Consider the following 22,213-nt stretch of genomic DNA (forward strand, 5'->3'; position numbering starts at 1 on the left):
GTTTTCCAGATAGGAAATCCAGTTCTCCCACGGCGCTTCCATGAAGTGGACATCGACCATCTCGATCGGGATTTCCGTCGTGCCGTAGAAGCTGATCAGCTCGGTCAGGGCAACGAAAGGCGCAGAAGCCGCGAAGTGCTCAGAGGCAATGGTTGCGCCCCAGGACGAGGCAAAGCCGCCATAGGAGCCCCCGGTGATACCGACGCGATCGCTATCAACAATGCCCGCGTCCGACAGGGCTGTGATGCCATCAACCAGATCCCAGAACTCTTCGCCCGGCGCATCAAGATGGTCGAGCTTGGCGAAGCGCTCACCGCGGCCCGTCGAGCCCCGGTAGTTGGGGTAGAAAACGGCGAAGCCCTCACCGGCCCCGATATGGCCGAGGCGCGAATAGCCATTGACCCAGCCATTGCTGTCATGGGCTTCCGGGCCGCCATGCACGGTCATGATCATCGGCCAGCCGCCCTCCGGCGCCTCGCCCTGCGGCGTGACCAGCACGCCTTCGATACGCTCGCCATCACGGGCGGTGTATTCGAAGACGGACTGGTCACCCCAGGCGATATCGGCCAGCTGCGGGTTGTGGTCGGTCCAGCGCTCCAGCGAGCGGCCGCTGGCGACAAAGAGCTCGCGCGGGTGATTAGCCGCATGGGCCGTCACGGCGAGTTCGCGGTCATCCCGGTCATAATCCATCGAGGAGATGACCATGCCCTCATGGCTGGAGCGACGCTCCTCGCGGCCATTGACGTTGTAATCGACCAGGGCCGTCCCGGTCCCAACAGAGGTCAGGGCGATAATGCTGTCGCGATCGCGCCAGGCGATCTGGGAGATGTGCTGCTCGGCATCGCGCGCGATCTGGGTGAACTCACCCGTCGCGGTGTCGGCCACATGCAGCGTGCCCGCCGTCGGATCGGCGCGATCGGCACCGGCCAGATAGGCAAAGCGCGAATTGTCCGGCGAGAAAGCCCCGCCCCCGATCTTGGCCGGGCTTTCAATGGCGGAAATGACCTCACCCGTGGCCGCGTCGACGATATGCCAGTCGCGCTCCATCAGGCTGTCATCAACCAGCGTCGTCGGCGCCAGCGCCACCGCGAGACGCGAACCGTCTTCGCTCATCACCATGGAAGAGGCATGGCCCGGCAGCTCATGTTTGACCGGCTCGGCGCCTTCGTCGGCCAGGTTCACCGACCAGAGATAGGAAAAGACGCCGTTTTCTTCATACACATTGGCGCGGAAGCCGCGTTCACGCAGCTGGCGCTGGAACGGGTCCTCTGCCTCGCGGGCGATGAAGAACAGCGTCTCGCCGTCCGGCGCCAGGGCATAGGACTGGATCGAGCTGGCATGGCTGAAGACACGGGTCGCTTCCCCACCATCGACCGGAATGGCGTAGAGCGTCGTGCCGCTATCACCGTCACGGCGGGTCAGGAAGTGGACCGCATCGCCACTGGGCGCCCATTCCACACCCCAGACCCGGCCTTCACCGGTGATGTAGGGACGGGCCTCACCGGCGCCGGTCGCGATGTAGAGCTCGACATCGCCGCTGCCATCGGCCTCACCGACCACGACATTGCGCGGAACCGATACGGTGAAGGCGACATCATCGCCATCGGGTGACAGGGCAATGGCGCCGACCTGGCGGATCTCGAACAGGTCTTCCAGCGTCAAGGCGTCCTGGGCCAGGCCCGGCGCGCTCAGAGCGGCTAGGGCGGCAAGCCCCGCAGCGCCGCGCAAAATCGTACGATACATGTGAAAACTCCCCTGTTGGGCATGTCATGTTCTTGTAGGCGCGCGCACCCTATAGGACCGGCAGGTCACACGTCGAGCAAAACCGGCTGCGGCGAAAGCGTCAAATTTGCTGGGGAATTCGCTCTAGCGGTAAGCCTCGGCCTGGAGGGCGAACATCTCGGCATAGGCACCGCCCGCCGCGATGAGCGCATCATGGCGCCCGGCCTCGACCAGACGCCCCGCCTCAAGCACCAGGATCTGGTCGGCCGGACGCAGATTGGACAGGCGGTGGGAGATGAGGATCAGGCTCTTGCCCTCGCGCGGCTGTGCCATAAGCGCGGCCTCGGCTTTGACATCAAGGGCGGCCGTCGGCTCGTCGAGGATCAGCATATCCGCGGCTTCATTGGCGTAGGCACGCGCCAGGCCGAGGCGCTTCCACTGTCCACCGGACAGCTCGAATCCGTCGAGGAAGCGTTTGGACAGGCGCGTCTCAAGCCCCTGCGGAAGGGCCGCGATCACCTCGGTCGCCAGCCCCTTCTCGGCCGCCCGGCTTGCAGCCTCATCGCTTAGCTCGGAGAAGCCAATCCCGGCGGAGATGTTTTCCCGGGCGGTGAGCTTGAAATTGGTCGAGGGCTGGAACAGCACACCGAAGCGCCGGGTCAGGGCATCGCGGTCCCAGTCGGCCAGATCGAGACCGTCCAGCATCACCCGGCCACCCTGTGGTCGGTAGAGCCCCAGCGCCAGCTTGACCAGGGTCGACTTGCCCGCGCCGTTGATACCGACAATGCCTAGCGAAGTGCCCGGTGGCAGATGAAAGCTGACCTGGTCCAGCGCCGGACGCTCGGACAGAGGATAGGTGAAGCTGACATCCACGAAGCGCAAACCATCCGAGGGGTCCGGTCCCGCGCTTGCCCCCTGCCCCACCGGTTGGACCGGACGATCAAGCAGCGCGAACAGGTTGGAGACGTAGAGCACGTCATCGACGACGCCATTGAAGGCGGACAGGAGATTGGTGATATTGGCCTGGCCCTGCTTCACCAGCCCGACGAACATCGTCATCTGGCCCAGCGTGATGGTCCCGGCAATGGTAACCCAGACGATCCAGAGCTTGGCACCCAGGAACACCGCCGAGCTGACAATCGCCAGCCCAGCACCCCATAGCGCCTGGCGCCCCTTGAGCGCGACATCATCCTGGTAGAGCTCACGGAACAGGGCCTGGTATCGCGCCATGATCGTCTTGCCGAAGCGGTAGTGCAGCCTTTCCTTGGCATTGCCTTCGGCGGAAATCAGCCCCTCGAGGTAGCTGCGCTCGCGGACCTGCGGCGTGCGGCCCTTGTAGAAATTATAGGCGGTATCGGAAAAGCGCAGATTGCCCAGAAACAGGGGAAGCGCCCCGCCAAGCATGAACAAGAGCAGGATGGGGGAGAAACTCCATAACAGGGCTGCCACCGAAATCAGGGTCACGGCCTGCTGGCCGCCATCGAAAATCCGGTTGATCAGGCTATAGGGCCGGCTGGTGGCAAACTGTTTGGTGATCACCAATTGCTGCTGGACGTCGGCCCGCTCGATCTCTTCCAGCGACAAGGCCTCGGCCCGCTCCAGGATCGCCGAGCTGGCGGCAAAACCGATCTCGGCATGAAGCCGGGATTTCTCGAAGGTGAGCAAACGGCGCAAAGCCAGGAGCAAGGCCAGCAGAGAGGTCTCGACGCCGACCCAGATCAGGGCCTGATTGCGGTCCTCTACCGCACCGCTCTCAATCGCTGCGACAACGCCATCAACGACGAGTTTGGACATGTAGAGCGCCGCCGCCGGCAGGAGTGCGACGGCGAGGGTCAGCACGCCGGCCCAGATGATCAGGCCCGGCGAGGCCACAAAGGCCAGTTTGAGCGTACGCCAGGCATAGCCCAGCCCTGTACGTAGGCTGATCGTCTCGCTCTCGGGCGCCGCCTCGGCCATGGCCTAGGCCACAGCGCCGACCGCGGCCTGTTCAGCCAGCATTTTACGCGACAGCACGGCACCCTTGTGCGGGAAGGGTTCGGTCGGGATCGGACGATCCAGGAAGCCGGCGAGCTTTTCGAAGCCTTCTCCAGAAACGATATCAATCACCAGGAGGTCATCCGGCCGGTCCTTGAAATACTCCATCACTTCGCGGACATGGCGGTCATAGACGGCGGAGAACCGCTCGCGGTCAAAATTATAGCAGCCATAGACGGCGGCCCGCAGGAATTGGCGCATTTTCAGATGCACTTCCTCATCAGGGTCCTCGACATCCTTGAAAGCCGGGCGATTGAAATAATGCCGCGCGCAGGAGCCGAGCCAGCTTTCCTTGTCGCGAACCGTCAGGATGAATTTGCTGCCCGGATAGGTCTTGTCGAAATGATGGTAGAAGGGGATCGTCGTGATATCCGTCAGACCATCATAATACTTGAGCAAAGTCAGGTCGTACTGGGCGTTGGAGAGCTCGGTATAGGTGTCTTCGTCGATGGGGTAATGGCTGCAGTCATAGCCCAGAACCTGGAGCGCCGCCGTCAGGCTGCGCGTTCCCGTGCGTGACAGGCCAAGGCCGAAGATCTTCTGCTGCCGGGCCTTGCTGGAATAATCCACTCGGGAGCGATTGGTCTTGAGCCAGTCGTCGAGCTCGTCCCGGGTAAAGTCCGGCTTTTCCGCCAGCCCCAGTGCCTGCATCTGCGATGTCGCGTGTTCCGGCAGCGCCTCGATAAAGGCATGCACTTCATCCGGGCTGGCCTCGGCTGGAACGGTCTGGCGGGCATAGTCCACCGCATGGCGGGCCATGGTCAGATCACACATCACGCCCGGCTCGACCTCCCACTTCTCCATCGAGCGGATCAGGCGCGGCGCCTGGATCTTGGTGCGGCTGCGCAGTTCGCGAAGGGCGTATTTCATGAAGATGTGCTGATAGGACTGGAAGTGATCGTGCAGGATGTCAAAATTGCGGAATTGTTTCGACATCTTGCGCGGCTTCATCGCCAGATTGCGCAGCCGGGATTCCGGCCGCAGCACGTATTTCATGTCGTTTTCCGGTACTTCCGTCTCGGCCATCGCCCTGACGAGGTCAGCGCGTGTAATGTGCACCCCGCAATGCAGGCGGCCCCGGAACCGGTCGGTGACATAGCTGTCGACATAGGGCGCATCACACTGCTCGATAAAGTCGCGGACATCTTCCAAGATGAGGCAGTCGGCATCCACATAGACGACATAATCGGCGTCATGCTCGATACGAAGCATCTGGTTGACGCATTCGGTGAAAGGCCGGACATCATCGATGATATGTGTCGCATCCGGACGGATATGCTCGATCGCCAGCTCCAGCGCCACGTCACGCGTGCGCTCGTCAATCTGACGGAAAACGAGATCGATCTTGGCCATCACGCTGCCTCCCATTTGATCTTGGCATTAATATCGCCGGCCAGCGTGTCGAACAGGGCCGCGTGTTCCGCGGACAGTTCCGATTTCCAGCGCAAATCCAGCTCAATTCCACCGGAATGCTCACCGTAATAGGACCGGGTCCGCTCCGTAAGCGAGACAAAAGCGGCCTCTGGATCGCCGAACGCCGCCTTCGCGGCGAGGTATTGCGTCCCGTTATTACCACCGAGCACATGCTGCTGCATCGCAGTAAAGTCGAGCATTCCAGGCTCGAAATCGAGGTCCAGCCACTCGCAGAGCGCCCGGACCGTGGCTTCGGTATCGCTGGCGAGGTCCTCATAGCGCAATTCGCGCTTAGGCCCCTCGAACGCTTCGAAAAGCTCACGGGAAGTCGACATTTTCTCCACCCATTGCCGGATCTGATCGCTCGGATCGCGCTCGGGATATTTGCGGATGCGCGAATTGACCACGGCTCGGCCATCGCGGGTGAGGAAGATGAGGTAGGGCGTGCCGCCCGCTGCCCACGTCTCTTCCGCCCGGGCCTCGATCCAGCGCTCGTCCTTGGTGGTGTCGACGATCACTCCGGCGCCGGTGAATTCGGCCAGCTGGGCATGCAGCGGCCGGTTCTTATCCCACTGGAATTTTGACCAGATCGGGCAATCCTCGCCGCAAATTTTGCAGACTCGCTTGCGCAAGGGCTTGGTCTCGTCGTGGAGATAGCGGACCTTGGCGCCTTCCCCCATGTAGAAGGCGCTCGAATGCGAGCCGAGCACCATGCCCAGCAGGGTCGAACCGGAATGGCCCGCCCCGCAGACTCCTATGGTTTTCAGGCCATCTGGCTGCGTTGTCATCGTCATACATGTCCCTGCCGAAATCCCGCCCCCACGGCGATTCCCGCATCCCTCGAATATGGTTTGGACCGCGAAATTCACCGCATTGCAACAAAAATGCATCTAGAGTGATGTTTTCAAACGCAGACGTTGTTGTTTGCTCCAACCTGAACCGGGTGCGTGCTATCAGATCGCATGACACCGGCTTCCCTGCATCTGCGTTATCAGCTCGACCAAATGGGTCCCACTCCTGCTGCGCTTCCCGCGGGCACCCGGTTCGTACGGTTCGAGCCAGCACATCATGCCCGCCCTGCCCGCTTTTTGCTCAACGCCGCCTATCGTGAAGGCGGTGGAAGGGTTGAAGAATTCGACGCCTGGTGGCCGCGGTTGGTGGCCGACGAGGAATATGATCCGGCGCTCTGTTTTGTGGTGAGCGCCGCGAGCGATGACGCTTTGATCGGCTTCGCCCATTGCTGGACGGGGGCGTTTATCAAAGACATCGCTGTGGCCTTGGATTGGCGCAATAGCGGCGTGGGCACTGCATTGATGCAGCAGATTTTTCAGACCTTCCGAGCTCGCGGAGCGGGCCAGGTCGAGCTCAAGGTGGAGGCGAGCAATCCACATGGTGCTATCAGCTTTTACCGCAAACTGGGGATGAAGCCGGCCTGACGCCCTCTCCCGACACCACCCTGTCAGTATCCACACTGGACGCGGTCGCTGCTCAGCCCTACATCTCCGCCCTCGCGCCGCAACTGGACACGGCAACAATGTTCACGCATTGTTCCGAGCGGCGATCTCGATTCCGGATGAAGGCAGGCTATCCGCATGGCGCTCGACAAGATCCGCGTACAGGGTGCGCGCGAACACAATCTCAAAGACGTTTCGGTCGAGCTGCCGCGTGACAGCCTGATCGTATTCACCGGCCTCTCCGGATCGGGCAAGTCCTCGCTGGCGTTTGACACCATTTATGCCGAAGGCCAGCGTCGCTATGTCGAGAGCCTCTCGGCCTATGCGCGCCAGTTCCTGGAGCTGATGGCCAAGCCGGACATGGACTCCATTGAAGGTCTTTCTCCGGCAATCTCGATCGAACAGAAAACGACGTCGAAGAACCCGCGCTCCACCGTTGGCACGGTGACCGAGATCTACGACTATATGCGCCTCCTCTTCGCACGTGTCGGCACACCCTATTCACCGGCGACCGGGCTGCCGATCGAGAGCCAGACAGTCAGCCAGATGGTCGACCGGCTTATGGATCAGGAACAGCGCTCGCGCTTTTACCTGCTGGCGCCGGTCGTGCGCGGCCGCAAGGGCGAATACCGCAAGGAGTTTGCCGAATGGCTCAAGGCCGGCTTCCAGCGGGTCAAGGTGGACGGGCAATTCTACTTGCTCGAGGACGCCCCCGAACTGGACAAGAAATTCAAGCACGACATTGACGTTGTGGTCGACCGGATCGCGATCGCCGAAGGGCTGGAAAGCCGCCTCGCCGACAGTCTGGAAACCGCCCTGCGCCTGGCCGATGGTATCGCCGTGGCTGAAAGCGCGGATCAAAAGGACGAGCGCGGCAATCCCAAGCGTATCGTCTTTTCCGAGAAATTCGCCTGCCCGGTCTCCGGCTTCACCATTTCGGAAATCGAACCGCGGCTGTTCTCCTTCAACAATCCGTTCGGTGCCTGCCCGAGCTGTGACGGTCTTGGCCAGTCGCTCAAGTTCGACCCGGACCTGGTCGTGCCGGACCGCGACAAGTCCTTGAATGACGGCGCTATCGCACCGTGGAGCCGGGCGACCTCGAAGCTCTATCAGCAGACGCTGCAATCCCTAGCCGAGCATTTCGGCGGCGACATGTTCAAGCCCTGGCGCGACCTGCCGGAAAAGTTCAAGCAGATCATTCTCTTCGGCACCAAGGAAGACGTCACCTTCATCTATGAGGACGGGCTGCGGAAGTTCGAAACCAAGAAACCATTTGAAGGCGTGGTCCCCAATCTGGAACGGCGCTGGCGCGAGACCGACAGCAGCTGGGTACGAGAGGACCTGGCCCGTTTCCAGTCCTCCCAGCCATGCGAGACCTGCGGCGGCAAGCGTCTGAAGCCGGAAGCTCTGGCGGTGAGGATCGACGATCACGACATTTCCCAGGCCTCCGAGCTCTCCATTCGCAATGCGCGCGACTGGTTCGGCCAGGTCGAGGACACGTTGTCGCCAAAGAACCGGCAGATCGCCGAGCGTATCCTCAAGGAGATCCGTGAGCGGCTGAAATTCCTGGTGGATGTCGGCCTCGACTATCTCACCCTCGATCGTGCCTCCGGCACTCTGTCGGGCGGCGAAAGCCAGCGCATCCGCCTCGCCAGCCAGATCGGCTCCGGCCTGACCGGCGTGCTCTACGTCCTCGACGAACCCTCCATCGGCCTGCACCAGCGCGACAATACCCGCCTGCTCGACAGCCTCCAGGGACTGCGAGATCTGGGCAATACGGTGATCATTGTCGAGCATGACGAAGAGGCCATTTTGACGGCGGACTACGTCGTCGACCTCGGCCCGGCAGCCGGTGTGCATGGCGGTGAAATCGTGGCAGCCGGCACCCCGGCCGAGATCCAGGCCAATCCGAAAAGCCTGACCGGCCAGTATCTTTCCGGCGCCAAGCAGATTGAGCTGCCCTCCAAGCGGCGCAAGATCGACAAGAAGAAACAGGTCAGCGTCATCGGCGCGACCGGCAATAACCTGAAAACCGTCGACGCCCATTTCCCGCTCAAGGTCCTGACCTGCGTCACCGGCGTGTCCGGCGGCGGCAAGTCGACCCTGACCATCGAAACCTTCTACAAGGCCGCCGCCCGGCGCCTGTCGAAATCACAACAGGTGCCCGGCCCGCATGACAGGGTCGAGGGGCTCGACCAGCTCGACAAGATCATCGATATCGACCAGAGCCCGATCGGCCGCACGCCGCGTTCCAACCCGGCCACCTATACCGGCGCCTTCACCCCGATCCGGGAGTGGTTCGCCCAGCTTCCCGAAGCGAAGACACGTGGCTACAAGCCGGGCCGCTTCTCCTTCAACGTCAAGGGCGGCCGCTGCGAGGCCTGCCAGGGCGATGGTGTGGTGAAGATTGAGATGCACTTCCTGCCGGATGTGTACGTCCCCTGCGATGTTTGCCACGGCAAGCGCTTCAATCGCGAGACGCTGGAGATCCAGTTCAAGGGCAAGTCCATCGCCGATGTGCTCGATATGACGGTTGAAGAGGCTGCCGATTTCTTCAAGGCCGTGCCATCCGTGCGCGACAAGATGGAAACGCTCAAGCGCGTCGGGCTGGGATACGTCAAAGTCGGCCAGCCGGCGACCCAGCTCTCGGGTGGCGAAGCCCAGCGGGTCAAGCTGTCCAAGGAGCTCTCCAAGCGCGCCACCGGCAAGACGCTCTACATTCTCGACGAACCGACCACCGGGCTGCACTTCGAAGATGTCCGCAAACTTCTCGAAGTCCTGCACGAGCTGGTCGAAGCCGGTAATACGGTCGTGGTCATCGAGCACAATCTCGACGTCATCAAGACCGCCGACTGGATCATCGATCTGGGCCCGGAAGGCGGCGATGGCGGCGGCGAGATCGTCGCCGTCGGCACGCCGGAGGATGTCGCCGAGGTCCAGCGCTCCTGGACCGGGCGCTATCTCAAACCGCTGCTGGAGCGGGATGCGGAGCGCGCTGTCAAGGCGAGCTAGAACCCTATTATTGCTCTGACTCCGCCTCCGCGCGGGCTTCATCTTCGGCTTCGTCGGCCCGGATCTCCTCCCACCACTCGCCGGGCTCATCGGCCATAGCCATGGCGGCATAGGCGGGAATGCTGAGCCCCATAAGGTGGGCTGGGTATCCGAACAGGAAGACGATAAGCGCAACCAGGGCGCCGTTAATGGCGAGTGAGGGATCTGCTAGCGTCAACGGCGCGAATGTGACCGAGCGCCATCCTTCCGCCAGCCCAAAGATCATGATGACCAGCACCGCGAGCACGAAGCAGGCAAGGGCGAACAGCCAAAGCAAGATGCCCGAGAGGAAAATCGGCAGTACCAGCCCCCCACCGCGTTTCCATGTTTGCCTTATCGAACTCGCTCGCCTTAGCATGGATAGGCTGACCGCTGCGGCAAGCCGCAGCGACGCATAAAGCGCCGCAATCAGCAGCACGCCAATCACGATAAACAAGACAGCATTAGCCCCAGGTATCAAGAGACCAAGCCCCACCGCCGCGCCGACTAACGGGCCACCGACCATCAGAAACAACACGGCCGTGAGTAAACCGGCGACCAAGCCTGAAACTTCCATGGGCCCGATCCTGAAAGGGATGCCCGCTGGTATCTGCCCGGTCAGCAAGAGCCGCGTCCAGGCGAAATAAAGAGCCAGCTCGAGCGGCCAGGCGATCAGCATAGCCAGAGAATAGGCGGCGCCAGCGCCATCCTCCGAAACGGGCCCGATACCCACCCCTGCCCAATAAATCAGAGCGTTTAACCCGAAGGTCCATGCCGTCAGGGTCCAGAAGGCGGTCGGCCGAAGCTTGGCCGCACGCGCGAACAAAGCGAGCGCGTTTACAATGTTGAAATCGCTATCGATCTCGGCAGGCGTCTTGCTCACGTCTACCCCCTCAAACCTCGGCCTTCGCCGCAATCGCCGCCGTCGGTCCCATCATCAACAAGGCCAGAACCGACTGAACTGGGCCGGCGATCCAGATCAGGTCGCCGACCGGGTTGGCCATTTGCGCGGCCAGCACTTCGGCATCGGGAATGGCGGACGGATCCGCGCCCAGGGTGAAGCTGGCCATCATCACGTCATAGGCGAGGACGAACTGGACGAGCATCAACACGACATAGATCGCCAGATGAGCGAAGAAGAGCGACCAGCCCATGCCCTTGCTGGCCTTCCAGCCGCCGAGGGTGAAGCGGCGCTGCTTGATGGAGAGCGGGAAGCTGACCGCGATCCGGCCCACGAAATACAACACAGGCAAAATGACCAGAATGCCGGTCACAAATCCGGCATAGACCGCACCGTCCGGGTCGCCCCCCGACAGGGCCAGCGCCAGCGCCACCCCGGCAATGCCGCCAATGATGACCCCGACTAAGCCAATACCGATTAAAATCAGGCCCACGACCAGGAAGAGCAGAAGGAAATTCAGCTCATCGCGTCCCAGCTGGATCGGCAGGAAAGGCTTGGCATCCTCCCGGACCAGGACGCGATAACCACTGGCATAATGGACCGCGCCGAACACCAGGCCAACCAGCAACATCTGCCCGAGCGCGGCGAAATAGGGACCAATGGCTCCCGTCGACAGTCAGAGCGACGCTTCCGCATAATCCATGAAGAACGCCATCCCGCCCGGCGATTGCGCCCAGGTGTAATAGCCGATCATGATCAGGCCGAAGACGGCTATGAAAACGACGGAGTGCACCGGGCGCCAGAACAGGGTTCTGAACCCATAGGTCAGCATTTCCATGAAGCTTATGCGGTTGGTCATGTGTTGTTCTCCGAACTCAATTTTCCGCTTCAGCGCTGACAGCAGCGCCGCCGGATTGCTCCACCATGTCTTCCGGAAGTGTGCCGGCATGGCGCCGCACGGCGTAGGCTGTCGGCCCGAGGATCATCGCCATCATCATGGAGAAGACCACCACCATCACAGCTATGGCGACTCCAGTCGCTACAACCGAAATCAGCGACATGCCGGCCAAGCTACCGTCCGCATCGACCGCGGCGGCGGACAGAGCTCCAATAATCGCCATCGGGATCATGAGGACGAACTGGAACACGAATGTGAGGCAATAGGCGACGACGATCGCCCCAAGCATTGGCCAGAACACCCCCTTTGTGACCGCCCACACGCTAACACCCACGATACGCCGGGTCTGAATGCTCAGCGCTAGCATTGGAAGGAGACGCACCACGATCCACGCGTAGAAACACAGGAAAAGCGGAACAAAGAGAACAACCCCCATCATGCCCACGCCGGAGTCCGATGGCGAAGAAAACGCCGACAAGCCAGCCGCCGCGAGGCCGATCGGAATGAGGAAGGCAATGGCGAGCAGAAAGTACAAGAGCATGAAGACCAGCACGGTCACGAACAGGCGCCATTCATCGCCCGCAAGCCGGAGTGGGATGAGACCGCCGACCTCGTCACGTACCAGGAAACGGAGCCAGGCCGTATAGGCCATGGTGGAAGAGATGAGGAGACCCGCGACGAGCGCAATAATGACGCCGACAGAGGGTTCTCCGATGTTCACCGCTTCGGTAGAACCGGAAATCGCGAAATTATCTGACGTAATCACGACAAGGAGGGGTATGGCGACGAATGGGGCGATTGCCCATAACGCGACCCATAACCCTGCCAGTGGCCGCCTGATCATCAGACGCGGCATGAAAAACACCGCATCACCAAGATTGAAACGCGTCGACATGATTCCCCCAACCCTTGCCCTGCGCATCTGACACCACACACGCCCCGCGTGCAATGTTGTGAGGAAACCAGATGTGGATTTGTTCAGAAGACCAGTTCGGCCACGCCCCAGAAGGCGGCGGCGGAGGCGGCGATACCGGTGAGCAGGATCAGACCGTCATGCGTCGTCAGGCCGATGGCGAGGAAGATCACGCCGAAAGCCGGGATGACCACGCCTCCGGGCACGACAGACGCGACGAACATGGCCAGCGACAGTAGCACGCACAGGATCGCCACCAGAAACGGCCAGGGCGGGCCCATCATCAGGTTCAGACGCGGGTGAATGAAGCTGTCGAGCCGCTTCAGCCAGGGCCGGCTCCATTCCAGAGAGCGCTCGAAAAGGCCGCGCGGCACCGTGATCTGCTTCACCCCGCTGGGCAGCCAGAGTGATTGCCGGTTAAAAAGGAATTGCAGCGAGATCAGCAGGGTCAGCGCTGACATCGTCCAGGTGACGCCGGGGATGGCGCCGATGATGGGCAGGACAGAGATTAGCGCCGGCAAGAGCAGGAGCGGCCCGTAGGAGCGGTGCGCCAGGGCGTTGAGAATATCACCGACGCACAGGGCCTCATCGCCCTCTTCTCCCGACAAATCATCAAACAGGGTTTCGAGCCGGGCGGGACGGCCCTTGCCGATCTCGGCCTCACTGTGAAGGCCCGCACCATCGCCGGATTGCTGCTCACTTCCTGCCAAGAACGGTCCCGTCTCCTGTCTAGCTGCGCCGGCGGCGCAAGAGGATCGCCGCCACAATTGCCAGTGTTAGCATGACCGCGAGCTGGGTGAAGAGTTCCGGCGTCACCGGGATTGTTCCGTCCTCGGCCATGCCGGTCGACTCGTTGAGCACCTCAGCAAACAGGCCGAGCCATTCCACATCCGGTTCCGCCAGCATCGCCACGCCAAGCCCTGTGGTCAGGATGGACACGTTGAAACCGCTATGCACGCCGCTCGCCCCGGCTATGGAGCGCTCTTTCCAGGCCAGGACCGACAGGAAGAGACCGGTCGCGGCGATCCCGCCCAGCGCAATGGAACCGGAGGCGATGCCCATGGACAGAACATGCGCGTGCAGCAGACCGAAGACGATCGAGTTGACGAAAATGGCCGGCATCATGCCGCTGCGCGCGGCCAGCGAGGACATCATCCAGCCGCGGAAGGTGACTTCCTCGACGGTGGCCTGGAACATGAACAGTCCGGCGACGATCAGCAGAGGCACGAACAGGGCCGGCTCACCGAGCCGGGAATAGTCGAGATTATCGAGGTCCGGCATATCCGAGGGCGTCGTCCCCGCCAGTTCTGTCAATGCAAAGGCCACCATGCCGAGCGTGAAGGCGATAACGACACCACCGAGAAAGCCCAGCGCATAGCGTTTGATCCAACCGCGGCCGCCCAGACCAATCGTGGCCAGTGAGCGCTTCTCCCGCACCCGCGTCCAGATCAGCGTGACCCCGCCCCACACCGCGAACTGACCCAGCAGGGCGTAGAGCAGCGCCTTGCCCATCATCGGCCCCTCGAGCAGGGCCGCCGGATCATCGATTTCTCCGCCGGCCTCGACGATCGCAATGATAACGAAGGTGATCACCGGAACCAGGGAGGCCAGGGTCGCGATGGCGAAGAACATCAACTGGACCAGAGACGTCGCCCAGGCCGGACCGAGCTTGGCGTGAGCCGGAATGGGGGCGAAGGCCGGCTCACCGGGCCAGGTCTGGCTATCCTCTGCGGGGGTCGACATCAGGGGTACTCCAGGTAACGCGATTGATTGACAGAATACGGCCCGGCTATCGAGCCGGGCCGCATGTTACTGGGCGAGACGATCAGCCTTCGCTCGGGCTGGCACCGGCCGGGTGATCGGCACCGAGCACCGGGGCATCCTCTTCCGGAGCCTCGCCGCCAGCGCGGTGACGCACGGCGTTATAGGCGCCGACGCCATGCCAGAAGCCCTCGAGTACGATCTGCAGCAGATACATCAGCGTGCCGCCGATCGCCATCGGGATATAGACAGACGGCTCCGAAAGGGTCGACTGCAGGGTGGCAAACACTTCCTCCACGGTCGGTTCCGCACCTTGCGCCAGGTGAGTGAATTCCTCGATCACCGGCATCATCGCTCCCAGGAAGCCGAGCTCAAGCACAAAGCCGAGAAGGCTGCCGAAAATGAGCGAGAGAATGAGTACGATGATGTAGGACAGAAGGGTCGGGAAGAAGACGCCGTCGGTCGCTTCCCAGCTTTCGAAGAAGCGGAATTTGCTGTCATGCACCGTTAGCGCCGGAGCCACGGACAGCTTGACGGCGATAAATATGACCGACAGCAATACCCCGAGGAAACCCAGGAACATGACGAGACCGAAGCCGATCCCGCCGGCCATGGAATTGTCTCCGCTGGCCGCCAGCATGCCGCCGCCGGCAACACCGAAGGTCACCAATGCCATGATCACACCGATATACATGGCGATACCGACTGCAATGTAGAGCAGGTTGACGCCGAGCAGACGAAACTCATCGCTGCCCAGGCGCAACGGGATCACAGCCGCCATGGGGCGACGGGTCAGGAAACGCATCCAGGCGCCCTGGAAAGACAGGCTGGCCAATATTCCGAGAATGGCGCCCCAGCTGGCACTGGCCAGCAGGGTGAAGATCGCCGTGAGAATACCCATGGCCGCCTCTTCATCCGAGACGCTGCCATTCTCCAGCTCGATAATTGTGGTGATGAATTCCTGGTAGGACGGGAGCAGAAAGGCCAGGACCAGGCCGACAATCGCCCCGCCGACCAAGATCTGCCACAGGGCGATCCATAAAACACCGGCCGGGTTTTCCCCGAAGCGTTTGAAAAACCAGAAAATACCGCTGCCGATATCAAATTTTCGATCACTCATGGCGTCCCCCACTACCGAAACATGTGTTGCGGGCAGTTTCGCCGATCCGGTCGAAAACAAAAGGGGGAATTCGCGAAAGCCTGTCCCGCGCCCGCTCCTATTCCGGCGCGGCCACGCGCTGACGGTAGATATAGGCGTAGAGACCAGACATCACCGGATAGTTGAGAAACGCCATCAAGCCGAACCAGCGGATATATTCGCCATAGCGCTGGAAACCTGCCGGCTGTTCCATGGTGTCTCCAATGGTCACCGTCGAGCTCAACAAGCGCTCGCCATTGATCATGCCGATGAGCTCGTACAGGCCGACCTGGAGCAGTAGAAGCGGCAAGGTGGTCAGCAGGATCGCAGCGGCAATCCGCCAGGCCTGGCCCTTGGACAGCGGCCAGATCCGCATGACCTGGATCTCGCCCTTGTCGATCGTCGCCGGCAGCGCCAGGGACAAGCGCGCGGTCAGCCAGGTCATCACGGCAAGGCAGCCCACGCCGATCAGGATGACAAACCCCCAATCCATCGCTGTCAGATAGGCGGTGGCTTCAACCAGGTCGAAACCGGAGGCTTCCGGGTCCACGCCGGCCCGTTCAAGCGATCCGCCGACAATCGAGCTGAAAAAGGCCAGCCAGAACATGCCCACCAGAACCGCGACGATCAGCGTGAACAGCACGACCAGCACGCTGACGATGAAGACGCGGAACTCATCCGCTCCGACCTTGAGATGCAGCCAGCCGCCATAATCACCGCGTACGGCCATGCGGAACATGGACGAGGTGAAGGAGATCTGGGTGACGAAATTGATCAGGGTGAGACCGAAAGCGAGCGTTGCCAGCGCATCATTATGGGTACCGTCCGGCCCGATCTGCATCAGGAGCACCAGAATGGCGGCCTGGGTCAGTGTGAACGGCAGGGCCGCCAGGATGGCCGGGCGCCAGTGCGAGATGAAAAAGGCATAGGCCGCAGCGACACTTTGCAGGATCGGCACGGGTGTCGGATTCAACGGCGTCGGGGTCTGGGCGTTCGCGTTCATGTCACCTCTCTTTGCCCCGTTAAATAGACGGGGCGGCCGGGAGGCAAGATGTCAGGTCAGTGTGCCGCGGACACAACGTGCGGGGACGCTTGACTAAACCGCGTCCCGGATCGATATGCCGGGCATGACACATTCAGACATCAAACCTGTACACGTTATCGGCGGCGGCATGGCCGGTTCCGAGGCCGCCTGGCAGCTTGCGAGAGCCGGCGTACCCGTCATCCTGCACGAGATGCGCGGCGTGAAGGAAACCGAGGCTCACAAGACCGACGGCCTGGCCGAGCTGGTGTGCTCCAACTCCTTCCGCTCGGATGACCACCAGACCAATGCGGTCGGCCTGTTGCATGAGGAGATGCGCCGCTGCAATTCGATCATCATGGCAGAGGGCGACAATCACCGCCTGCCGGCCGGCGGAGCACTCGCGGTCGATCGCGACCGCTTCTCCGAGGCGGTCACCAGGCGGCTGACGGACCACCCGCTGGTCACCATCGAGCGTGAGGAAATCCCGGCCCTGCCGCCGGAAGACTGGGACAGCGTCATTATTGCCACCGGCCCCCTCACCTCGGAAAGCCTGTCGGAAGCCATCCTCAAGGAGACGGGCGAAGGCGAACTGGCTTTTTTCGATGCCATCGCGCCGGTGCTCTATCGCGACAGCATCAATATGGAAAAGGCCTGGTTCCAGTCGCGCTATGACAAGGGCGAGACCGAGGCCGACCGGACCGCCTATCTCAACTGCCCGATGGATGAGGAGCAGTACAATGCCTTCATTGATGCCCTGATTGCCGGCGACAAGACCGAGTTCAAGGAGTGGGAAGAGAACACGCCCTATTTTGAAGGCTGCCTTCCCATTGAAGTCATGGCCGAGCGCGGCCGCGAAACCCTGCGTCACGGCCCGATGAAACCGGTCGGCCTCACCAATCCGCATCAGCCGGACATCAAGCCGCACGCCATTGTACAGCTGCGCCAGGACAATTCCCTGGGCACGCTATTCAATCTGGTCGGCTTCCAGACCAAGCTGAAATACGGCGCCCAAGGCGATATTTTCCGTATGATCCCGGGTCTGGAAGAGGCGCGTTTCGCACGCCTTGGCGGCATCCATCGCAACACCTTCCTCAACTCGCCCAAACTGCTGGATAAGCAGCTACGCCTTAAATCCCAGCCGCGCCTGCGCTTTGCCGGTCAGCTGATCGGTGTGGAGGGCTATATTGAAAGCGCCTCCATGGGGCTCCTGGCCGGCCGTTTTGCTGCGGCAGAGCGTCTCGGCCATTCGATCAGCCCACCGCCGGAGACCACAGCGCTCGGCGCCTTGATTGAACATGTCACCGGTGGACATCTCGATGCCGGCAAGGGCTCCTTCCAGCCGATGAATGTCAATTTCGGTCTCTTCCCGCAAATGCAGGCCCCCAGCCGGGACGAAGACGGCAATCGCATTCGCGGCAAAGCGAAAAGCGTGGCCAAAAAGAAGCTGATGTCGGCCCGCGCACTGGATGATCTGGCAAACTGGTTGCCCGAAAATACCGCAATAGTTGCATAAATTTATTTCTAGCACCTGACATTGCACCCCTCAGGATTTGGGGTATCGTCCCACCGCTAGTTGGGGGGATTCCATGTCCAAATTCTTCGTTGCTGCCGCTGCCCTGTTTGCGGCCCTGATGATCAATCCGGCCACGTCTGCCTTGCAGGCCCCGCCGCCGCTGGAAGATTTCGCGCGCCTGCCGCACATGGCGATGGTGCAGATCTCGCCTGACGGCCAGAAACTGGCATTCATCAGCACCGTCAACGGCAATCGCTCACTCAACGTCCGCGATATTGCCGCGCGCCGGGACCGTGGCGTCAACATTGCCAGTATTCGCCCGCAGCGCATTGTCTGGGGCAATAATAGCCGGCTTTTGCTATCGGGCAGCGAGGCGCAGGAATATGACGAGGTTCGCGGCACCGTCGATTTCTCCGCCGTCCTCAGCTTCGATCTCGACAATGATTTCGAGTTCCGCCAGCTGCTGCGCAATTCCGGCCGCACGGGCGACAATTATTTCCTCGGCCGTATTCTCGGCGTCGACCGGGTCAATAATCGCGCTTTCATTCCGGCCTTCGACCGCCAGGACCGGTATGACCTCCTCGCCGCCAATTTTGGCGACCGCGGCGTTGGTACGGTGGGTCAGGGCACACCGACAACCCGAGACTGGGTGATCGACGAGAACGGTGAGCCCGTGGCCCGGGTGGAATACTCCAATACGGACAACCGCCAGCGCCTCATGGTGCGGCAGGGCGAGGACTGGGTCACGGTGCAGGACATCGAGAACGCGACCCAGATCACCTTCAGCGCCTGGGGGCTACTGCCGGACGGCAATCTTGCCGTGACCTTCTACGCCACCACGGAAACCGGCGCACACACGCTCGGCCTGTTCGCGGTCTCGCTGGAAAACGGGGAGGTTCTTCGGCCGGTCTTCCAGAGCGACGAGTATGACGTCGATGGCATCATCGAGGACCCCTACACCAACCGCACGATCGGTGTGACCTATGATCACGCCTTCACCCGTACGGTCTGGTTCGACGAGGAAATCGCCAATTATCAGAGCGCGCTGGCAGGGGCCTTTCCCGATTACCAGGTCACCATCCTGAACTGGTCGCAGGATCGCTCTCGCTTCATTCTCAGCGTCGAGAACGAGCGCAATGCGCCCTTGTTCTTCATGTATGACGTCAATAGCGGACAGGTCGCGCTCGTCGGCAGCCCCTATGGCCAGCTCGGCAATGCCAATCTCCCGGCCCGCAATTATATTGCCTTTGACGCGCGCGATGGCACCAAGGTCTACGCTTATGTGACCCAGCCGGAAGGCGAAGGCCCCTTCCCGACCGTCGTCCTGCCGCATGGCGGTCCGGCCTCGCGTGATGTCGGCGGTTTCGATTATCTCGCCCACTTCCTAGCCACGCGTGGCTATGCGGTGATCCAGCCCAATTTCCGCGGCTCTTCCGGTTATGGCGCTGCCTGGGAAGTGGCGGGCTACGGGCAGTGGGGTACCGGCGTGATGCAGCACGACGTCACCGACGCCCTCGCCGCCATGGTGGAGAGCGGTGTCGCCGATCCGGACCGGGCCTGCATCATGGGATGGAGCTATGGCGGCTATTCTGCCCTCGCCGGCGCGGCTTTCACGCCAGACCTCTACCAGTGCGCTATTTCCATTGCCGGTGTCGGCGATGTGCCGGCCATGTTGCGCTATTCACGCGAACGCTTTGGCCGCACCCACTGGTCCTACGCTTATTGGTCAGAGGCCATGACGGGCAATGAGGACCTCGACAGTATGAGCGTGCTGAGCGAGGTCTCGCCGCGGCAGAATGCCGATCAGATCACGGCGCCGGTGCTACTCATCCATGGCGATGACGACAGCGTAGTGCCCGAATCGCAGAGCCGCTTCATGGAACGCGCGCTGCGCCGGGCCGGCGTCCCTGTAACCTATATCGAGCTAGAAGGCGGCGGACACAGCCTCGTCGACAACGAGGCCATGCGCCTGCAATTCATGGCCGAGATCGAACGCTTCCTCGCCGAGCATATCGGCGAGTAAGCGGGTCGGTCTTACCAGTTCAGGTCTTCGCCACTGATGTGGAAGAAGCGGCCGCTCATGGCTGGCTGGTTGAAGGCACGGGCAATCAGGTCGAGCTGGGCGGATACGCTTTCCGGCGCGGTCATCAGACCGTTGGGGCCGCCCATATCGGTGCGGACCCAGCCCGGGTGCAGGATCAGGACGACAATGTCACGATCTTTCAGGTCGAGGCTGAGAGACTTGCCGATGGCATTGAGCGCCGCCTTGGAGGCGCGATAGCCATAGGCACCGCCGCTGGTATTGTCCGCGATCGACCCCATGCGGCTCGATTGCAGGGCGATGATTTTCATCTCCGACGCCGCGACCTGATCGGCAAAGGCTTCAGCCAGCGCCAGCGGGGCGATGGAGTTCACCGTCATTTCGGTGACCATGTCGGCATTGGCCGCTCCGCCGAAACCCCGCGTGCTCGGCGCCATCATGCCGGCATTGGCGAACAGGAGATCAATCGGTCCATCGACGCGCTGGGCCAGAGCGGCTGCCGCGCCGAGATCGGCTGCGTCATAGGTTTCAAGGGTCAGACGGCCATCACCCGGGTCAAGCGCCTTGAGCTCGCTGGCTGCATCGGGATTGCGGCATGCCGCCGTGATCGTCCAGCCGCGTTCAAGCAGTTGCCGGGTATGTTCCAGGCCCAGACCGCGATTGGCGCCGGTGATCAAAGCATGGGGCATGTCGTGTCTCCTGTCTCGATTCCGTCACAACCTATTCCAATTCCGCCGCTTGTCAGCCTTTTGTACAGTGAAGCCGGTCTAGCGCCCGGTCAGGGAGAGCCAGCTCAGGCGCAGCTGACGCACCAGAAGCGGCGGTTCGGCGCCAGTCTGGAACGGGTTGGCGGGCAGTCGCTTGAGATAACCCGGGACCAGGCGGACATAGCCCAGAGCGGGGACCGCTTCGGCCGGCAGGGCGCCAAATGCCGACAGGGTGTCAAGCTCGGCATGAATAACCGCACGCACATCCTCCAGCGCCGGGCCGATCAGGTTTCCACCCAGGCCTTGGGCCAGCATGGCGGCACTGCCCCCGGCCTCGGTTAGAGTATCACCGGCCAGCGGCGCGCGGCCAATCTGTGCCCGGTGCGGGAAAGCCCGCAACAAGCCGGTCAGCCCCCAGGCCCGCCCGGCACTCCGGCTCAGCGCGCCGTCCACCGCGACTTCGCTGGCGCCCAAGGCGAGACGCATCAGTCGTCCCGATGTCCGGTCAACATAGGCGATGAGATCACCCAGATCGGTGAAGGGCCGCGCCGTCACATCGTCGAGCCGCGCTGCAATCATGTCGAGCAGGTCTTCCCTGGACAGAAGGCCGGTCAGCCCGGCCAACCCTTCGGTCACATCATGACGGCGCACCTTGGCCGGATCGGCATAGAGATCCTCGACCGCATCACGCCACCAGGTCAGCTTCATTTCCCCGATCAGGCTCTCCGATGTCGCCTCGGCGATGCGGCCGATTTCCTGGTTGAAGGCGTAGAGCACGAACAACCGGTCTCGCAGCTCTGCCGGTGCAAACAGGGCAGCCATGCGCCGATCCGGATCGGACTTTTGTAACAGGGCGTTGAAATCTTCAGTTGGCATCAGCTGCTCCTGTGGACAGGCGGCAGCCACACCCCATATGGGAGGGGACGAACCGGCCCTGCCGGACTTTCCCGATACTGTTTGCCTGAGAGGTTCCCATGGCTTTCACCCTGCCCGAACTGCCCTACGCCAAAGACGCGCTTGCCCCTCATATCTCCTCGGAGACGCTCGATTTCCACCATGGGAAGCACCACAATGCATATGTGGGCAAGCTGAACGGCCTGATCGAAGGCACCGATCTGGCTGACAAGAGCCTTGAGGACGTCATCCTGGCCTCCGCCGGTGACGCGGCCAAGGCGGGCATTTTCAACAATGCTGCACAGATCTGGAACCACACTTTCTATTGGCACTCGATGGCACCTAATGGTGGCGGCGCACCGACCGGTGAGCTGGCCGAGCTGATCGATCGTGACTTCGGCTCGCTGGACGCGTTCAAGGCGGCCTTCGCGGATGCCGGTGCGACCCAGTTCGGTTCCGGCTGGGCCTGGCTGGTCCTGGTCAATGGCAAGCTGGAAGTGCGCAAGACCCTGAATGCGGAAACCCCGCTGACCGAGGATGGCGTCACCCCGCTCTTGACCATGGATGTCTGGGAGCACGCCTATTATCTCGACTTCCAGAACCGTCGCCCGGACTACATCACCACCTTCCTCGACAAGCTGGTGAACTGGGACTTTGCCGCGGCCAACCTGGCGAGCGCCAAGCAAGCCGCCGCATAAGTCAAGAATAGGTCGCCAAGACCCGACTTGCGCTCTAGGTTTCCCTCTGGTCGATAAAAGTCCCCAGAGGGA

The 22,213-nt window shown here is 61.8% G+C and carries 19 protein-coding genes; 5 read left to right on the plus strand and 14 right to left on the minus strand.

What is annotated here, in order from left to right; all coding sequences use genetic code 11:
• The 4 genes from Q1V51_RS08695 to Q1V51_RS08710 form a co-directional block, all read right to left on the minus strand.
• Positions 1–1,743: prolyl oligopeptidase family serine peptidase (locus Q1V51_RS08695; RefSeq protein WP_300555417.1), on the minus strand; the 1,743-nt coding region annotated here is incomplete at its 3' end.
• 123 nt (positions 1,744–1,866) lie between these two features.
• A complete protein-coding gene (locus Q1V51_RS08700; protein ID WP_300555419.1) occupies positions 1,867–3,678 on the minus strand; it encodes an ABC transporter ATP-binding protein in 1,812 nt (603 codons plus the stop codon).
• A 3-nt stretch (positions 3,679–3,681) separates the two neighbouring features.
• On the minus strand, positions 3,682–5,109 hold the full coding sequence (locus Q1V51_RS08705) for a sulfotransferase family protein (RefSeq protein ID WP_300555421.1): 1,428 nt from the start codon (positions 5,107–5,109) through the stop codon (positions 3,682–3,684).
• Entirely contained in the window at positions 5,109–5,963 is an 855-nt protein-coding gene (locus Q1V51_RS08710) for a sulfotransferase (RefSeq protein WP_300555423.1), read from the minus strand. Before Q1V51_RS08710 ends, Q1V51_RS08705 begins: the two co-directional genes overlap by 1 nt.
• A gap of 168 nt (positions 5,964–6,131) precedes the next feature.
• Between Q1V51_RS08710 and Q1V51_RS08715 the strand changes: the two genes are divergently transcribed.
• Positions 6,132–6,605, plus strand: coding sequence for a GNAT family N-acetyltransferase (locus Q1V51_RS08715; RefSeq protein WP_300555425.1), 474 nt, complete (start codon positions 6,132–6,134; stop codon positions 6,603–6,605).
• A gap of 150 nt (positions 6,606–6,755) precedes the next feature.
• Entirely contained in the window at positions 6,756–9,635 is a 2,880-nt protein-coding gene (gene uvrA / locus Q1V51_RS08720; RefSeq protein WP_366522728.1) for an excinuclease ABC subunit UvrA, read from the plus strand.
• 7 nt (positions 9,636–9,642) lie between these two features.
• Here uvrA and Q1V51_RS08725 read toward each other — a convergent pair whose 3' ends face one another.
• The 8 genes from Q1V51_RS08725 to Q1V51_RS08760 all read right to left on the minus strand — a co-directional run bounded on the left by Q1V51_RS08725 (position 9,643) and on the right by Q1V51_RS08760 (position 16,267).
• On the minus strand, positions 9,643–10,536 hold the full coding sequence (locus Q1V51_RS08725) for a hypothetical protein (RefSeq protein ID WP_300555429.1): 894 nt from the start codon (positions 10,534–10,536) through the stop codon (positions 9,643–9,645).
• A gap of 10 nt (positions 10,537–10,546) precedes the next feature.
• Positions 10,547–11,185, minus strand: a complete 639-nt coding sequence (locus Q1V51_RS08730; RefSeq protein ID WP_300555431.1) for a hypothetical protein — start codon at positions 11,183–11,185, stop codon at positions 10,547–10,549.
• 45 nt (positions 11,186–11,230) lie between these two features.
• On the minus strand, positions 11,231–11,413 hold the full coding sequence (locus tag Q1V51_RS08735) for a hypothetical protein (RefSeq protein WP_300555433.1): 183 nt from the start codon (positions 11,411–11,413) through the stop codon (positions 11,231–11,233).
• Between the two features lie 16 nt (positions 11,414–11,429).
• The gene (locus Q1V51_RS08740; RefSeq protein ID WP_300555435.1) at positions 11,430–12,347 is read right to left on the minus strand and encodes a hypothetical protein; all 918 of its coding nucleotides are present in this window, start codon (positions 12,345–12,347) and stop codon (positions 11,430–11,432) included.
• Between the two features lie 83 nt (positions 12,348–12,430).
• Positions 12,431–13,075: an exopolysaccharide biosynthesis protein gene (locus Q1V51_RS08745; protein WP_300555437.1), complete on the minus strand. Its 645-nt coding sequence runs from the start codon at positions 13,073–13,075 to the stop codon at positions 12,431–12,433.
• A gap of 19 nt (positions 13,076–13,094) precedes the next feature.
• On the minus strand, positions 13,095–14,108 hold the full coding sequence (locus tag Q1V51_RS08750) for a type II CAAX endopeptidase family protein (protein ID WP_300555439.1): 1,014 nt from the start codon (positions 14,106–14,108) through the stop codon (positions 13,095–13,097).
• A gap of 82 nt (positions 14,109–14,190) precedes the next feature.
• Complete coding sequence (locus Q1V51_RS08755; RefSeq protein WP_300555441.1) at positions 14,191–15,246, minus strand: hypothetical protein; 1,056 nt, start codon at positions 15,244–15,246, stop codon at positions 14,191–14,193.
• A 97-nt stretch (positions 15,247–15,343) separates the two neighbouring features.
• Positions 15,344–16,267, minus strand: a complete 924-nt coding sequence (locus Q1V51_RS08760) for a hypothetical protein (RefSeq protein WP_300555443.1) — start codon at positions 16,265–16,267, stop codon at positions 15,344–15,346.
• Positions 16,268–16,382: 115 nt separating this feature from the next.
• Between Q1V51_RS08760 and trmFO the strand changes: the two genes are divergently transcribed.
• Both trmFO and Q1V51_RS08770 read left to right on the plus strand, forming a co-directional pair.
• Positions 16,383–17,801 (plus strand): methylenetetrahydrofolate--tRNA-(uracil(54)-C(5))-methyltransferase (FADH(2)-oxidizing) TrmFO, encoded by a 1,419-nt coding sequence (trmFO, locus tag Q1V51_RS08765; protein ID WP_366522727.1) that lies wholly within the window; start codon positions 16,383–16,385, stop codon positions 17,799–17,801.
• 73 nt (positions 17,802–17,874) lie between these two features.
• Positions 17,875–19,824, plus strand: coding sequence for a S9 family peptidase (locus tag Q1V51_RS08770; protein ID WP_300555446.1), 1,950 nt, complete (start codon positions 17,875–17,877; stop codon positions 19,822–19,824).
• 11 nt (positions 19,825–19,835) lie between these two features.
• On the opposite strand, the gene Q1V51_RS08775 is transcribed toward Q1V51_RS08770, so the two are convergent.
• Positions 19,836–20,531, minus strand: coding sequence for an SDR family oxidoreductase (locus Q1V51_RS08775; protein WP_300555447.1), 696 nt, complete (start codon positions 20,529–20,531; stop codon positions 19,836–19,838).
• A gap of 78 nt (positions 20,532–20,609) precedes the next feature.
• Positions 20,610–21,425, minus strand: a complete 816-nt coding sequence (locus Q1V51_RS08780; protein WP_300555448.1) for a squalene/phytoene synthase family protein — start codon at positions 21,423–21,425, stop codon at positions 20,610–20,612.
• A gap of 98 nt (positions 21,426–21,523) precedes the next feature.
• On the opposite strand from Q1V51_RS08780, the gene Q1V51_RS08785 reads away from it, so the two are divergent.
• Entirely contained in the window at positions 21,524–22,141 is a 618-nt protein-coding gene (locus tag Q1V51_RS08785; protein WP_300555450.1) for a superoxide dismutase, read from the plus strand.
• Positions 22,142–22,213 lie beyond the last annotated feature (72 nt).

This window comes from Maricaulis sp. (genome assembly GCF_030149235.1).
In the GTDB taxonomy this organism is placed as follows: domain Bacteria; phylum Pseudomonadota; class Alphaproteobacteria; order Caulobacterales; family Maricaulaceae; genus Maricaulis.

Coding starts and splice junctions, on each gene's coding strand:
- Q1V51_RS08710 (WP_300555423.1), bottom strand. CDS start 5,963: ATGACGATGACAACGCAGCCAGATGGCCTGAAAACCATAGGAGTCTGC.
- Q1V51_RS08715 (WP_300555425.1), top strand. CDS start 6,132: ATGACACCGGCTTCCCTGCATCTGCGTTATCAGCTCGACCAAATGGGT.
- Q1V51_RS08700 (WP_300555419.1), bottom strand. CDS start 3,678: ATGGCCGAGGCGGCGCCCGAGAGCGAGACGATCAGCCTACGTACAGGG.
- Q1V51_RS08780 (WP_300555448.1), bottom strand. CDS start 21,425: ATGCCAACTGAAGATTTCAACGCCCTGTTACAAAAGTCCGATCCGGAT.
- Q1V51_RS08740 (WP_300555435.1), bottom strand. CDS start 12,347: ATGTCGACGCGTTTCAATCTTGGTGATGCGGTGTTTTTCATGCCGCGT.
- Q1V51_RS08705 (WP_300555421.1), bottom strand. CDS start 5,109: ATGGCCAAGATCGATCTCGTTTTCCGTCAGATTGACGAGCGCACGCGT.
- Q1V51_RS08785 (WP_300555450.1), top strand. CDS start 21,524: ATGGCTTTCACCCTGCCCGAACTGCCCTACGCCAAAGACGCGCTTGCC.
- Q1V51_RS08750 (WP_300555439.1), bottom strand. CDS start 14,108: ATGTCGACCCCCGCAGAGGATAGCCAGACCTGGCCCGGTGAGCCGGCC.
- Q1V51_RS08730 (WP_300555431.1), bottom strand. CDS start 11,185: ATGTTGCTGGTTGGCCTGGTGTTCGGCGCGGTCCATTATGCCAGTGGT.
- trmFO (WP_366522727.1), top strand. CDS start 16,383: ATGCCGGGCATGACACATTCAGACATCAAACCTGTACACGTTATCGGC.
- Q1V51_RS08760 (WP_300555443.1), bottom strand. CDS start 16,267: ATGAACGCGAACGCCCAGACCCCGACGCCGTTGAATCCGACACCCGTG.
- Q1V51_RS08770 (WP_300555446.1), top strand. CDS start 17,875: ATGTCCAAATTCTTCGTTGCTGCCGCTGCCCTGTTTGCGGCCCTGATG.
- Q1V51_RS08775 (WP_300555447.1), bottom strand. CDS start 20,531: ATGCCCCATGCTTTGATCACCGGCGCCAATCGCGGTCTGGGCCTGGAA.
- Q1V51_RS08755 (WP_300555441.1), bottom strand. CDS start 15,246: ATGAGTGATCGAAAATTTGATATCGGCAGCGGTATTTTCTGGTTTTTC.
- Q1V51_RS08735 (WP_300555433.1), bottom strand. CDS start 11,413: ATGACCAACCGCATAAGCTTCATGGAAATGCTGACCTATGGGTTCAGA.